Annotated in this window: 15 protein-coding genes; 12 read left to right on the forward strand and 3 right to left on the reverse strand. The window is 66.9% G+C overall.

All coding sequences use genetic code 11. The features are described from left to right. The 3 genes from GJ695_RS07425 to GJ695_RS07435 all read left to right on the forward strand — a co-directional run. A partial coding sequence (locus GJ695_RS07425; protein ID WP_166455392.1) for an Hpt domain-containing protein occupies positions 1–466 on the forward strand: 466 nt, incomplete at its 5' end. 260 nt (positions 467–726) lie between these two features. Further along, on the forward strand, positions 727–3,048 hold the full coding sequence (locus GJ695_RS07430; RefSeq protein WP_154363425.1) for a catecholate siderophore receptor Fiu: 2,322 nt from the start codon (positions 727–729) through the stop codon (positions 3,046–3,048). 77 nt (positions 3,049–3,125) lie between these two features. After that, positions 3,126–3,806 carry a Fe2+-dependent dioxygenase gene (locus tag GJ695_RS07435; protein WP_154363426.1) on the forward strand — a complete coding sequence of 227 codons (681 nt, stop codon included), beginning with the start codon at positions 3,126–3,128 and terminating at the stop codon, positions 3,804–3,806. A gap of 15 nt (positions 3,807–3,821) precedes the next feature. On the opposite strand, the gene GJ695_RS07440 is transcribed toward GJ695_RS07435, so the two are convergent. After that, positions 3,822–4,790, reverse strand: coding sequence for an SLAC1 anion channel family protein (locus tag GJ695_RS07440; RefSeq protein ID WP_154363428.1), 969 nt, complete (start codon positions 4,788–4,790; stop codon positions 3,822–3,824). A gap of 185 nt (positions 4,791–4,975) precedes the next feature. On the opposite strand from GJ695_RS07440, the gene GJ695_RS07445 reads away from it, so the two are divergent. Both GJ695_RS07445 and map read left to right on the forward strand, forming a co-directional pair. Beyond that, positions 4,976–5,188 carry a ParD-like family protein gene (locus GJ695_RS07445; RefSeq protein WP_154363430.1) on the forward strand — a complete coding sequence of 71 codons (213 nt, stop codon included), beginning with the start codon at positions 4,976–4,978 and terminating at the stop codon, positions 5,186–5,188. Further along, positions 5,185–5,949: a type I methionyl aminopeptidase gene (gene map / locus GJ695_RS07450; protein WP_154363432.1), complete on the forward strand. Its 765-nt coding sequence runs from the start codon at positions 5,185–5,187 to the stop codon at positions 5,947–5,949. The genes GJ695_RS07445 and map overlap by 4 nt, the downstream gene beginning before the upstream one ends. On the opposite strand, the gene GJ695_RS07455 is transcribed toward map, so the two are convergent. Next, entirely contained in the window at positions 5,946–6,413 is a 468-nt protein-coding gene (locus GJ695_RS07455) for an FKBP-type peptidyl-prolyl cis-trans isomerase (protein ID WP_154363434.1), read from the reverse strand. The two genes, map and GJ695_RS07455, sit on opposite strands and share 4 nt — an antisense overlap. 151 nt (positions 6,414–6,564) lie before the next feature. Between GJ695_RS07455 and GJ695_RS07460 the strand changes: the two genes are divergently transcribed. The 7 genes from GJ695_RS07460 (at position 6,565) to GJ695_RS07490 (ending at position 13,063) form a co-directional block, all read left to right on the forward strand. Next, a complete protein-coding gene (locus GJ695_RS07460) occupies positions 6,565–7,428 on the forward strand; it encodes a hypothetical protein (protein WP_154363436.1) in 864 nt (287 codons plus the stop codon). A gap of 37 nt (positions 7,429–7,465) precedes the next feature. After that, entirely contained in the window at positions 7,466–8,185 is a 720-nt protein-coding gene (locus tag GJ695_RS07465; RefSeq protein ID WP_154363437.1) for a hypothetical protein, read from the forward strand. Further along, the gene (locus GJ695_RS07470; RefSeq protein ID WP_154363439.1) at positions 8,160–8,759 is read left to right on the forward strand and encodes a response regulator transcription factor; all 600 of its coding nucleotides are present in this window, start codon (positions 8,160–8,162) and stop codon (positions 8,757–8,759) included. The genes GJ695_RS07465 and GJ695_RS07470 overlap by 26 nt, the downstream gene beginning before the upstream one ends. 79 nt (positions 8,760–8,838) lie before the next feature. Beyond that, on the forward strand, positions 8,839–9,759 hold the full coding sequence (locus GJ695_RS07475; protein ID WP_229260300.1) for a GlxA family transcriptional regulator: 921 nt from the start codon (positions 8,839–8,841) through the stop codon (positions 9,757–9,759). A gap of 162 nt (positions 9,760–9,921) precedes the next feature. Then, positions 9,922–12,075, forward strand: coding sequence for a xanthine dehydrogenase family protein molybdopterin-binding subunit (locus tag GJ695_RS07480; protein WP_154363443.1), 2,154 nt, complete (start codon positions 9,922–9,924; stop codon positions 12,073–12,075). Beyond that, complete coding sequence (locus GJ695_RS07485; RefSeq protein WP_154363445.1) at positions 12,072–12,527, forward strand: (2Fe-2S)-binding protein; 456 nt, start codon at positions 12,072–12,074, stop codon at positions 12,525–12,527. The genes GJ695_RS07480 and GJ695_RS07485 overlap by 4 nt, the downstream gene beginning before the upstream one ends. Next, positions 12,524–13,063, forward strand: coding sequence for a hypothetical protein (locus GJ695_RS07490; RefSeq protein ID WP_154363447.1), 540 nt, complete (start codon positions 12,524–12,526; stop codon positions 13,061–13,063). Before GJ695_RS07485 ends, GJ695_RS07490 begins: the two co-directional genes overlap by 4 nt. Here GJ695_RS07490 and GJ695_RS07495 read toward each other — a convergent pair. Next, positions 13,060–14,091, reverse strand: a complete 1,032-nt coding sequence (locus GJ695_RS07495; protein ID WP_154363448.1) for an SDR family oxidoreductase — start codon at positions 14,089–14,091, stop codon at positions 13,060–13,062. The genes GJ695_RS07490 and GJ695_RS07495 overlap by 4 nt on opposite strands. Positions 14,092–14,104: the final 13 nt, after the last annotated feature.

The raw sequence follows: 14,104 nt of genomic DNA on the forward strand, positions 1-14,104 counted from the left end.
GGTGTTCGCGCCGCCGCTGGCGGTGCCGATGGGCGGACCGCTGGCCAACGGCAACACGCCGCTGGCGCCGCCGCCCCGGCTGGTCAACTCGCCGGCGCCGGCCGGTGAAGCCAGCGTCTTCAATATGGATGGCCTGATGCGCGTGATGGGCAAGGACGCCAAGGGCCGCAGCGCCATGTTCAAGATGGTGCGCGGCGCGCTCGACAGTGGCATGGAACCGGTCGACCAGGCCGCCGTGGCGCTGCAGGAAGGGCGGCTGCGCGACGCCGCCAAGCTGTTCCACGGCCTGCGCGGCGCCGTCGGCGTACTGGGCGCCAAACGCCTGATCGACGCCACCATCGCCGCCGAAGACGCCATCGCCGACCAGCGCGAAGACGAGTTCGACAGCCGCTGCCAGGCCGTGCGCAGCGAGCTGGAACAAACCCTGGCCATGGCCCGCGCCTGGCTGGACCGCCAGCAGTCCTGAATCCCCGCGAAAGTCCGCCACCATGCCCCGGGCTCCATGCCCGGCCGCATGGTGTTTAGGCGTTTACGCAACAGTTTTGCACCAGTTTTCACGCTGCGCAGCACTTCTATAAATCATATTGATAATAATTCGCATTTACGTTTCAGAATTTTATTGTTACAATATTTCCCACTAAATTTACTCTCGACCGGCAAGCCAGACGCAGCATGAACACAGTTTCAGTGCGCAGCCAGCCCTCTCTTTTTTAACGAAAGAAGCACATGGCAATGATCAAAAGTCGCAAACATGCGCAAACGCGCTTTAACCAACACATGAGCGCAGCGCTGGCTGCGATGCTGCTGCCGGTGGCGGCCCAGGCTGCCGACGCCGTGCCGACCGAGGCGGACGCCCAGGCCAAGCCTCAGACCATGCAGGAAGTGCAAGTCAACGGTTCGCGGGAAAATGATTTCAAAGCCGAACGTGCTGCGTCGGCCAAATACACGGAAAAACTGGTCGACACCGCCCAGACCCTGACCGTCATCAAGAAAGAGCTGATCGAACAGCAAGGCGCCACCACGCTGACCGAAGCGTTGCGCAACACCCCGGGCGTCGGCGCCTTCTTCCTCGGCGAAAACGGTTCGACCAACACCGGCGACGCCATCTACATGCGCGGCTTCGACGCCTCGGGCAGCATCTACGTCGACGGCGTGCGCGACGTCGGCTCGGTGGCCCGCGACACCTTCAACATCGAACAGATCGATGTACTGAAAGGCCCGGCCGGCACCGACAACGGCCGCAGCTCGCCAACCGGCTCGATCAACCTGGTCACCAAGCAGCCACAACTGGAAAATGCCTACCAGGCGTCCGTCACCGGCGGCAGCGGCAAACAGAAACGCGGCACCGCCGACATCAACACCGTGATCGATGCCGACAGCGGCACCGCCTTCCGCCTGAACGTGCTGGACCAGGACAGCGGCAATCCGGCGCGCGACGTGGTCAAGAACAAGCGCTGGGCCATCGCGCCATCGCTGGCTTACGGCCTGAACAGCCCGACCCGCGTCTACCTGGACCTGCTGCACGTCAAGCAGAACAACATTCCCGACGGCGGCGTGCTGACCATCGGCCTGCCTGGCTACACCTCGCCGGACACCACCCGTCCGTTCCTGACCAACGCCCGTCCGGTCGATCCGAAGAACTTCTACGGTTCCACCCTGGACCACGACGATGTCAAAGCCGACATGGTCACGCTGAAAATCGAACACGACTTCGCCGGCGGCGCCAAGCTGGTCAACACCAGCCGCTACGGCAAGACCACCGAGAACTATCTGCTGACCTCGTTCATGGCGACCGCCGCCAACCTGGTGACGCCAAACGTCAACGATCCATCGACCTGGACCATGAAGCGCACCAACCTGACCTTCAAGGATCAGGTCAACGAAATCGTCGCCAACCAGACCACGCTGACCGCCGACATCACCAGCGGCGCCGTCAAGCACACGCTGGTCGGCGGCATCGAGTTCACCAACGAGAAGCAGACCAACTACACCTGGGCGGCCACCGGCGGCACCGCGCTGCCACCGACCAGCATCTACAATCCGAACCCGAACGCCGCGGTCAACGTGACCTACGCCCGCAATGGCGCCACCGGCAACGGCAGCACCAATACCGAGAGCATCTACCTGTTTGACACCGCCAAGATCGGCGACAAGTGGATCATCAACGGCGGCGTGCGCGTCGACCATTACAACACCACCTACAACGCGGTCACCGTGCAGGCTGCGGTCACCGCGCCGGCGCCGCAGGTGATCCCGGTCGGCACGCTGCTGGGCAGCTCGATCGAGAGCGGCGACACGCTGGTCAACGGCAAACTGTCGGTGGCCTACAAGCCGACCGCCGACAGCAGCGTCTACGGCCTGGTCGCCAGTTCGAAATCGCCTCCTGGCGGCACCACCTTCACCCTGAGCAGCGCCGCCAACAGCGCCGCCAACCCGAACTACGATCCGCAAACCACCACCAACTATGAAGTGGGCACCAAGTGGGATCTGCTGCAGCAGAAACTGTCGTTCACCGCTGCCGCCTTCCGCACCGAAGTGAAAAACGAGATCGAAGTCGACCCGACCAATCCGGCCGTGTACTACCAGAACGGCAAGAAACGCGTGCAGGGTATCGAGCTGGGCGTGACCGGCGAGATCCTGCCGAAATGGCTGGTCAGCGCCGGCTACACCCACCAGTCGACCAGCGTCGAATCGGGCAAGGTGGTGACCGCCAACGGCGAAAACCAGCTGAGCTACACGCCCAAGCAGGCGTTCACGCTGTGGACCTCGTACACGCTGCCGTTCGGCCTGCAACTGGGCGGCGGCGCCCGCTTCAGCGACAAGCTGCTGCGCGGCACCGACGGCGCCATCGGCACCCCGGCCTATGCCGATTCGTACTGGGTGTTCGACGCCATGGCGGCCTACCCGATCAACAAGAACATCGACCTGCGCCTGAACGTCTACAACCTGGGCGACAAGGACTATGTGCAGGCGATCAACAAGTCGGGCTACCGCTACACCCCGGGCGCACCGCGCTCGGCCAGCCTGACCGCCAACTTCAAGTTCTAAGCAACGGTCCCCGATTCCGTTGCCGACCCCGCCGTTATGCGTAACGGCGGGGTTTTTTGCTTTAGAGGAGTTTCATCATGATGCTGCACATTCCCGGCGTGCTGACGGCGCAGCAGGTGGCCGAGATGCGCCGCCGGCTCGATGCCTCGCAGTGGATCGACGGCCGCGCCACGGTTGGCGAGCAGGGCGCCAAGGTCAAGCAGAATCGCCAGTTGCCGGAAACCGCGCCGCTGGCGCTGGAACTGGGCCAGACCATCCTGGCGGCGCTGAACAATCATCCGCTGTACTTCTCGGCGGTGCTGCCGCTGCGCACCATTCCGCCGCTGTTCAACAGCTACGCCGGCGGCGAGCACTACGGCGCGCACGTGGATGGCGCGATGCGCCGCATGGCCGCCAGCGGCGACTGGGTGCGCACCGACGTCTCGACCACGGTGTTCCTGTGCGATCCGGAAGAGTACGACGGCGGTGAGCTGATCGTCACCGATGCCTATGGCGAACATGAGGTGAAACTGCCGGCCGGCGATGCCATCGTCTATCCGTCGACCAGCATCCACCGGGTGCAGCCGGTGACGCGCGGCGCCCGCGTCTGCTCGTTCTTCTGGACCCAGAGCATGGTGCGCGACGACATGCGCCGCAGCCTGCTGCTGGAGCTGGACCAGAACATCCAGAGCCTGCGCGCGCGCCTGGGCGACTGCCCGGAACTGGTCGGCCTCACCGGCCACTACCACAACCTGCTGCGCCAGTGGAGCGAGGTCTAGGCGGCGATTGAACCGTTACGCCAGCGCCTTCAGCTGGCCCTTGAACACCCCTGCCAGGGTCTGCGCCAGGAAGATCAGGATGGTCAGGCTGGCAATCGCCAGCACCACCAGCGCGATGCCGTCGGTGACCGGACTGCTGGCCTGGCCGGCATAACGGATCGCCGCACCGGCCGAGGCGGCCAGGGGGAAGCTGGCCGCCCACCACGACACGCGGAACGGCGAGCAGTGCGGCAGGTGACGCAGGCGGCCCAGCAGCACCGCCAGCACGAACACCATCAGCATGTACAGGATTTGCGCGAACAGATCGATGCCGCCGGTGGTGGTGACATAGGCGGTGAAGCCGACCGCGAACGGCGCCACCATGACCAGCAGCGAGGGCTGCATCGGCGGCGCCAGCGGCTCCTCGAGCACCAGCCGCTGGAAGATCAGCGTGAACAGCGGCACCGCGAAGAACAGGCCCACCGCCAGTCCGAACACCATCACGCCGTGCAGGCCGTCCCATTGCAGCAGTGGCACCGCCAGCGGCACGTCCAGCATGCCGACCACCGGCACGATCCAGGCTGGCGCCACTTGCGGCGCGGCCAGCCGCACCGTCATCCAACGCATGACGATGGTCCAGGCCAGCGCCGTCATGCCGATCGCGCCCAGCAGCCAAGACAGCCGCGCCAGCGCCAGGCTGTAGTCGACCAGCACGAATGGCAGCAATAGCAGACTGATCATCGGTGTGCCGAACAGGTTGGAAGCGATCGGATGATTGAACTCGGCGCGCACCGTTTCCCAGCCGGACCAGGCCTTGATGCCATAGGCGATCACCAGCGCCACGAACGCCGCCACGGCCGCCAGGCCAATCGCCTGGCTGATCCACAGCGGCGCGCCAAAGTGCTGGTGCGCCAGCTTCCAGGCCACCGACAGGCCGCTCAGGCCCATGACGCCGCCAAAAATACCAACCGGCAGGTAAGAGAGTGTGGTGGATTCGTTTTGCATGATGGTCAACCGGTAAAAGAATGGCTGCCATTGTCCGGCCGCCCGCCAGCGCTGACGATGCTCCGTAGGGTAGAGTTTTTGCTCTCCCGTCTCAATCGCTGCTCGCGGCGGTAGTTCCGATAACGCTTGCGCAGCGCATCCAGCCGACTATATACTTCGTATACGTTTCATATATGGAGATACGGATGGGCATTGTCAACATCGACGACGAGCTGCACGACCAGCTGCGCAAGGCCAGCGCGGTGGGCTGCCGCTCGATCAACGCGCAGGCGGCGTTCTGGATCAAGATCGGCATGCTGTGCGAAATGAATCCGACGCAGAGTTTCAACGACATCCTCGGGCGCGAGCTGCGCGCCGCCGGCGTCGATGCGCAAACGCTGAGGACGGTGCCGGTATGACCAAGCGGCCGGAGGAACTGGCGCTGATGGCGGAAGCGGGCCGGCTGCTGGCCAGCGTCTTCGGCCGGCTCGACCAGCTGCAGCTGATCGGCATGTCGACCATGCAGGTCAACGACCTGGTCGACCGCTTCATCGTCAACGACCTGCAATCGCGCCCGGCCAGCAAGGGCCAGTACGGCTACGCCTATGCGCTGAATGCGTCGCGCAACAGCGTGGTGTGCCACGGCGTGCCGTCGGCGGACGAGATCCTGCGGGACGGCGATATCGTAAATTTCGACATCACGCTGGAAAAGAACGGCTACCTCGCCGACTCCAGCAAGACCTATCTGGTCGGCGCCGTGTCGGCCGAGGCGCGGCGGCTGGTGGCGGTGACGTATGAAGCCTTATGGAAGGGCATCCAGGCGGTGCGGCCCGGCGCCCAGCTCGGCGACATCGGCTATGCGATCCAGCGCCACGCGCAGCGCCACGGCTATTCGGTGGTGCGGGAATACTGCGGCCACGGCATCGGCCGCGAGATGCACGAGGCGCCGCAGGTGCTGCACTGGGGCCGGCCGAAAACCGGCCTGATCCTGCGCGAAGGCATGGTGTTCACCATCGAGCCGATGCTCAACCAGGGCGAGCGCAAGGTGCATACGGAAGAAGACGGCTGGACCGTGGTCACTTCGGACGGCCAGTTGTCGGCCCAGTTCGAACACACGGTGGCGGTCACCCGCAACGGCGTGCAGGTGCTGACCCTGCGGCCCGACGAGACAGTCGCTTAACGGACGTCGAGCAGCTCGACGTCGAAGATCAGCGTGGCGTTCGGCGGAATCGGACCGGCGCCGCCTTCGCCGTAGCCCAGGCTGGCCGGCACGATCAGCGTGCGCTTGCCGCCCACCTTCATGCCCTGCACGCCATCGTCCCAGCCCTTGATGACCTGGCCGGCGCCCAGCGCAAAGCTGAACGGCTCGCGGCCGATCGAGGAGTCGAACTGCGCGCCATGCTGCGACGGCGCGGCCGGCTGGTACAGCCAGCCCGTGTAATTGACCACGGCCGTGGTGCCGGCCACCGCTTCCTTGCCGGCGCCGACCACGGTATCGATCTTCTGGAACGCCACCGCCGGCGCATCCGCCGCCGGTGCGGACGCTTGCGGCGCCGACGCCTGCGGCGCCTTGGCGCGGTCGCAGCCGGCCAGGGCCAGCGTGAGGGTCAATCCGAGGGCGCAGGAGGAGAGCAGCTTGTTCATGTGTTCTTTCGTGTTGGTTGTTGGTACGGGATGCCGCCGCAGCATACACCACGCGGCCCAAACATGATGGCCGAAAGCGAGGGTTTCTTGTCTCTTTCATCCGGTAAGCCGATCCTATAATGGATCAACAAGCAACGGATCGGGCGCACTCATGACAAGCAAGACACTACCACCGCGCCGCAAGGTTCTGATCCAGACCACTATTCCCACCACCGGCAACGATTGGGCGATTGCCCGCTTCAGCCGCCTTACCGGCTTGCTGGCGGCCAGCTTCGAGGTGCTGGCGCGCGACCGCGATCCCGGCGACGGTCCGGACAGCCTGCTGGCGCGCCTGGACAGCAGCGATATCGACGTGCTGTGGCTGATGGCGGTGGACACCGGCGCCGGCCTGCACGCCGAGGAATGCCAGGCCATCGAACGCTTCCGTCGGCGCGGCGGCGGCCTGCTGGCGGCGCGCGACCACATGGACCTCGGTTCCTCCCTCTGCGGCCTGCCCGGCATCGGCGCGGCGCATCACTTCCATACCCGCAACCAGGAAAGCGACCGCCGCCGCCACGTCAACGACGACCTCGGCACGCCCTACATCCAGTGGCCCAACTACCATTCCGGCCGCAACGGCGACTACCAGCAGCTGACGGTCAGCGGCGCGCTGCACCCGGTGCTGGCCGATCCCGACTCGGCCACCGGCGCGCTGCGCTTTTTCCCGGCGCACCCGCACGAAGGCGCGGTCAGCGCGCCGCCCGGCGAGCCGGCGCGCGTGATCGCCTGCGGCCAGAGCCAGGCCAGCACGGCGCGCTTCAACCTGATCGTCGCGTTCGAACGCAGCGCGGCGCGCGGCCGGGCCCTGGCGCACAGCTCCTTCCATCACTTTGCCGACTACAACTGGGACACCGCCAGCGGCTGTCCCGGCTTCGTCAGCGAGGCGCCGGGCGACGGCATGAGCACCAACCCGGCGGCGCTGCGCGACATCGAGCGCTATGCCGTCAACGCCACGCGCTGGCTGGCCGGCGACTGAGCACCTTTTTTTCAACCTGAGCGAGAGCCACAACATCATGAACAACCTGCTAAACCACGCCATCCAAGCACATGGCGGTCTCGACCGCTGGAATGCGTTCAGCACTTTGTCCGCGCACCTGTCGCAAGGCGGCGTGATCTGGCCGCTCAAGGGCAAGGGCGGCATGCTCGACGAGGTCGACATCCGCATCCAGCTGCACCAGCCGTGGACCTCGCACAGCCCGTTCGGCGCGCCGGAGCGCCGCACCGCAGTGACGCCGCAGCAGGTCCGCATCGAAACCGCCGCCGGCGCGCCGATCGAAGAAACGCTGGCGCCGCGCGCCTCGTTTGACGGCCACCAGCTCGATACGCCGTGGAGCGACCTGCAACTGGCGTACTTTGTCGGCTACGCGATCTGGAACTATTTCACCATGCCGTTCACGCTGGCGCGTCCGGGCTTTGCCGTGACCGAGCTGGCGCCGTGGCAGGAGAACGGCCAGGTATGGCAACGCCTGCAGGTCACCTTCCCGGCCGACGTGGCCACCCACAGCCCGGTGCAGACCTTCTACTTCTCGGCCGACGGCCTGCTGCGCCGCCACGACTACGAAGTGGCCATCAGCGGCGGCGCGCCGGCCGTGCATTACCTGTCGGAGCATGTGACGGTACAGGGCATCACGCTGCCGACCAAACACCTGATTTACGTGCGCGACGCCGACGGCGGACATCAGCCTGAACCTCTGGTGGTATCGATCCATGCCAGCGCCATTCGATTCGCCTGAGGCGGCCGCGGCAGCCACCGTGGCGGTGCACGTGCGCCACGGCGAGTCGATCGTCAACGCCGGCCTGAGCGCGCTGCTGGCGTCCTGCCCGCAGCTGCGCCTGACGGCGGCGGCGGACGACGCCGACGTCATCGTCACCGACTACGCCGACGCCCTGGCGCGGCTCGCGCACGTCGCGCCGAACGCTATCCCGCTGATGATCGTCAGCCAGCGCGAACGCGAATGGGACATCCGCACCGCGATCTCGGCCGGCGTGCACGGCTACCTGCCGCAGCGCTGCGCGGCCGGCGAACTGCTGACGGCGGTACAGGCGCTGGGCCATGGCCGGCGCTACTTCAATCCGGAACTGCTGGAGCGGGCCATGCAGCACATGGCCAGCGACAGCCTGACCTTGCGCGAAAGCCAGGTGCTGGAATTGCTGGCCATGGGCTGCTGCAACAAGCGCATCGCCAGCAAGCTCGACATCGGCGTCGGCACCGTGAAGACGCACATCAAGTCGCTGTTCAACAAACTCGGCGCTACCGCCAGGACCCATGCGGTCGTGCTGGCCACCCAGCGCGGCATGGTATCCTGAACCGGCGCCAGTCCTTCATCATCTTCTTTTTCCAGCCGGGGCAGCCGTGACAGCCAGAGTCGCATTGGTCATATTTCCCATGTTTCACATTCTCGACCTGTCGATCCTGTCGGTGTTTGGCGTCGCCAACCATTTTGCGCCGGGCAGCTACCAGGTGGACGTGGTGTCGATGACGGGCGGCCTGATCCGCAGTCAGTCGGGCGTCGGCATCGACACCATCCCCTTCTCCGACCAGCACTACGACACCGTGATCGTCGGCAGCACGCCCGGCCTGCCGGCGCCCGCGCCGGACATGGTGCAGCGGCTGCAGGTGGCCGCGCGCAGCGCGCGCCGCATCGCCAGCATCTGCACCGGCGCCTTCATCCTGGCCGAAGCCGGCGTGCTCGACGGCCGTTCGGTGACCACCCACTGGGGCTTCGCCGACGCGCTGGCGCGCCGCTTCCCCCGCATCCAGGTGGAGCCCGACAAGATCTTCGTGCGCGACGGCCATGTCTGGAGTTCGGCCGGCATGACCGCCTGCATCGACCTGGTGCTGGGCCTGATCGAGGCCGACCTCGGCCACGCGATCACCAAGCAGATCTGCAAGATCATGGTGCTCTACCACCGCCGCTCCGGCGGCCAGAGCCAGTTCTCGGTGCTGGCCGAGATCGATCCCAAGAAGGAGCGCATCCGCCGCGTGCTGACCTTCATCAAGGACAACCTGCGCGAGCCGCTGTCGATCCAGCAGCTGGCCGACCAGGTCAACTGGAGCGCGCGCCATTTCAGCCGCGCCTTCCAGGCCGAAACCGGCCTGACGCCAGCCAAGGCGATTGAAAAGCTGCGGGTCGAAGCGGCGCAGGCGCTGATTGAAAGCGGCCATACCTCGGCCGCCCGCATCGCCGACCAGACCGGCTTCGGCGACGACGAGCGCATGCGCCGCGCCTTCCTGCGCGTGCTCGGCGTGCCGCCGCAAAAGTTCGTCCGCGCATCGCGCAGCGTCAAGCTCGACGTCGGCCGCTGACGTCCGGGCCAGCATGGCCGTAATTGCGGCTTTTTGGTCCGTTTCATGCCGCAAGCGCTCCGTATAATCTTTCCAACACCCCCGCCAAGCCTGACCTGCGCACGCCCCCGACCGCAGGGCACATCTCACCGTTTTTTTTCGTTTATTGCGCAAGGAGCCTGCATGACCGATCGCCGATTCTTCCTCAAAGCCGTGGGCGCCGCCGGCGGCCTGCTGCTGCAAGTGGCCCTGCCGGCCGCCCGCGCGCGCGACGCCGCGCCGGGCGCCGACTGGGAGGCCAACGCCGTGGTGCGCATCGCCACCGACGGCAAGGTCCACCTGATCATGCCCTACGTGGAAATGGGCCAGGGCACCTATACCTCGATCCCGATGCTGATCGCCGAGGAGCTGGAGGTGGACCTCAAGGACGTGGTGCTGGAACACGCCGGCGCCGACGACAAGCGCTACATGAATCCGGCGCTGGGCTTCCAGGTGACCGGCGGCTCGACCACCATCCGCGCCGCCTGGATGCCGATGCGCCAGGCCGGCGCCGCCGCCCGCATGCTGCTGGTGCAGGCCGCCGCGCAGCAGTGGCAGGTCGCGCCGTCCAGCTGCCGCGCCGAACATGGCGCGGTGCTGCATCCGGCGTCCGGCCGCAAGCTGTCCTACGGCGCGCTGGCCGCCAGCGCCGCCAAGCTGCCGCTGCCTGCGGCCGACGCCATCGTGCTCAAACCGGCGCAGGAGTTCCGCCTGATCGGCAAGGCGGCGCGCCGCCTCGATACGCCGGGCAAGCTGAACGGCTCGGCGCAGTTCGGCATCGATGTCCAGCTGCCGGGCATGAAGGTGGCCGCGCTGGCGATCACGCCGGTGTTCGGCGGCCGCCTGGCCGGCCTGGACGAGGCGGCCGCGCTGAAGGTCAGGGGCGTGCGCCAGGTGGTGCGCCTGGACGACTGCGCCGCCGTGGTGGCCGACAACTACGGCGCCGCGCAGAAGGGCCTGGCGCTGCTGGCGCTGCGCTGGGACGACGGTGCGCACGCCAACGTGAACAGCGCCGACATCGTGGCCGACATGGTGCGCGCCGCCAACGCCGGCAGCGCCAAGGTGCGCGCCGACGGCAATCCCGAGCAGGCCTTCGCCGGCGCCGCGCGGGTGCTGGAAGCCACCTATGAACTGCCGTTCCTGGCCCACGCGCCGATGGAACCGATGAACTGCACGGTGTACGTGCAGGCCGACCGCTGCGACGTCTGGACCGGCACCCAGGTCATCACCCGCGCGCGCGCCGTGGCCGCCAAGGTCACCGGCCTGCCGGAGGAAAAAGTCCAGGTGCACAACCATCTGCTCGGCGGCGGCTTCGGCCGCCGCCTGGAAATCGACGGCGTCGAGCGCGCGGTGCGCATCGCGCAACAGGTCAGCTTCCCGGTCAAGGTGATCTGGAGCCGCGAGGAAGACATCCAGCACGATATGTACCGCCCGTATTTCTACGACCGCGTGCGCGCCGGCCTGGACGCGCAGGGCATGCCGGTGGCCTGGTCGCACCACCTGACCGGCTCGTCGGTGCTGGGCCGCTTCCTGCCGCCGGCGTTCAACAACGGCTTCGATCCGGAAACCGTGGATGGCGCCGAGGCGCCGCCGTATGCGCTGCCGGCGATCAAGATCGACTACACGCGCCACGAACCGGGCCAGATTCCCACCGCGTTCTGGCGCGGCGTCGGCCCCAGCCACAACGTGTTCGTGGTCGAGAGCTTCATCGATGAACTGGCGGCCGCCGCCAAGGCCGATCCGCTGCAATACCGGCTGGCGCTGCTGAAGCACAATCCGCGCGCCGAGCACGTGCTCAAGCTGGCGGCCGAGAAGGCCGGCTGGCAGGGCGCGCAGCACGGCAACGTCGGCCGCGGCCTGTCGGTGCAGTTCGCCTTCGGCACGTACACCGCGATGGTGGTCGACGCCCAGCTGGTCGACGGCGAGGTGCGCGTCAGCCGCGTGGTGTGCGCGGTGGACTGCGGCGTGGTGGTCAACCCGGACACCATCAAGGCGCAGATCGAGGGCGGCGTCATCTTCGGCATTTCCGGCGCGCTGTATGGCGACATCACCTTCAAGAACGGCCGCGTCGAGCAGAGCAATTTCCACGACTACCGCGTGCTGCGCATGCACGAAGCGCCGGTGATCGAAACCCACATCGTCGCCAGCAACGAAGCGCCCGGCGGCATCGGCGAGCCGGGCACCTCGGGGCTGATGCCGGCCCTGGCCAACGCGGTCCACGCCTTCAGCGGCCAGCGCATCCGCAAACTGCCGATCGCCACCGCCCTACAGCCAACTTTACAGGAGCAGCACGCATGATTTCACTGAACATCAACGGCAAAACCATGGCGGTCGACGCCGACGCCGACACCCCGCTGCTGTGGGTGCTGCGCGATGAGCTGCACATGTCGGGCACCAAGTTCGGCTGCGGCATGGCGCTGTGCGGCGCCTGCACCGTGCACATCGACGGCCAGCCGACGCGCGCCTGCGTCATGCCGGCCTCGGCGGCGGTGGGCAAGAAAATCACCACCATCGAGGCGATCGGCAACAGCGCGGTCGGCAAGCGCGTGCAGCAGGCCTGGGCCGAGATCGACGTGCCGCAATGCGGCTACTGCCAGTCCGGCCAGATCATGGCCGCCACCGCGCTGCTGAAGGCGATTCCGAAGCCGACCGACAAGGACATCGACCAGGCCATGTCCGGCAACATCTGCCGCTGCGGCACCTATCCGCGCATCCGCGCCGCCATCCACAAAGCAGCGGGGCAGGCATGATGCGCCGCCTGGGTTTGCTACTGGGCCTGGCGCTGGCCGGCCTGGCGCACGCCGCGCCGGAAAAGGGCGACGGCAAGCTGTTCGATCCGGTGGCCAGCGTGGTGATGACGCCGCGCTGCGTCAACTGCCACCAGGTGGAGGCGCCGCACCAGAAGGACATCGGCATCGTCCACGCGCAGCAGGTGGTGCGCGGCAAGGACGGCCACGGCTCGCCCGCGCTGCACTGCGCGGCCTGTCACCAGGCCAGCAACACCGCGCAGGGCAAGGTGCCGGGCGCGCCGAACTGGCACCTGGCGCCGCTCAGCATGCGCTGGCAGGGGCTGGACAAGAAGGGCGTCTGCCAGCAGATGCGCGACCCGGCCCGCAACGGCAACCGCAAGACCGGCGAACAGGTGATCGAACACATGAAAACCGATCCGCTGGTGCTGTGGGCCTGGAATCCCGGCAACAACCGCACCCAGCCGCCGATGTCGCACGAGGAGTTTGTCGCGGTGCTGGAAAAATGGGCGGCGGCGGGTATGCCGTGCCCTGACTAAGCCGGTTTCAGCAGCCCGAGCTTGATCAGGCTGTCGGCGGCGGCAACGATGGCGTCTTCGCGCGGGCGCGGCGTCCAGCCGAGCAGGCGGCGCGCCTTGTCGCTGGTGGCGTTCAGGTTCACGCCCAGCAGTGGCGTGATGCCTTTCAGCGACGGATTTTTCAGTGAGGCCAGACGCACCAGCCAGTTCGGCAGCACGCGCAGCGATACCTGGCCGGCGACGTTGCCCAGACGGCGCCGCAGCACTTTGGCGATGTCCACCATCCACATGCTGGCGCCGGCGGTGGCGATGAAGCGCTGGCCGCTGGCGGCCGGATGCGTCATGGCGCGCAGGTGCAGATCCGCCACGTCGCGCACGTCGACCACGCAGGTGTTGACCTGTGGCGACGCCTGCCCCGTCAGCATCGACTTGATCATGCGGATGGAGTGGGAATAGTCGGCGCCCAGCACCGGGCCGAGCACCGCCACCGGATTGATGGCCGACAGCTCCAGTCCGCCGCCTTCGCGGGCGATGAAGTCCCATGCCGCGCGTTCGGCCAGCGTTTTCGATTTCTGGTACGGCCAGACCTTGCCGCTCAAGTCGCTCCAGTCGGTTTCATCGAACGGCCGCTGCATCGACGTGTGGCCGGCGCAGATGGCGCCGAAGGCGGAAGTCAGCACCACGCGCTTGACGCCGGTCGCGCGCGCCGCACGCAACACCCGCAGATTGCCCTCGACCGCCGGCTGTATCCAGTCTTCCTCGCGGGTCTGGGCGCCGGACGGCGTCGGCGAGGCGCCGTGCAACACATAGCTGCAACCGGCGGCGGCCTCGGCCCAGCCGGCATCGGCGGTGAGGTCCGCCACCACGAACGACAGGCGCTCGCCGGCCTTCATGCCGCCGGTGGCGAGCTGGGTCCGCACTTCCATTTCGCGTTCCGGCGCGCGGATGGTGGTGCGCACCCGATAGCCGTCGCGCAGCAGCGCCAGGATGCAATGCTGGGCGATGAAGCCGGTGCCGCCGGTCACCAATACCAAATCTTCTTGATTCATGTGAACTCCTGTC

Source organism: Duganella alba (assembly GCF_009674495.1).
GTDB classification, from domain to species: domain Bacteria; phylum Pseudomonadota; class Gammaproteobacteria; order Burkholderiales; family Burkholderiaceae_D; genus Rugamonas; species Rugamonas alba.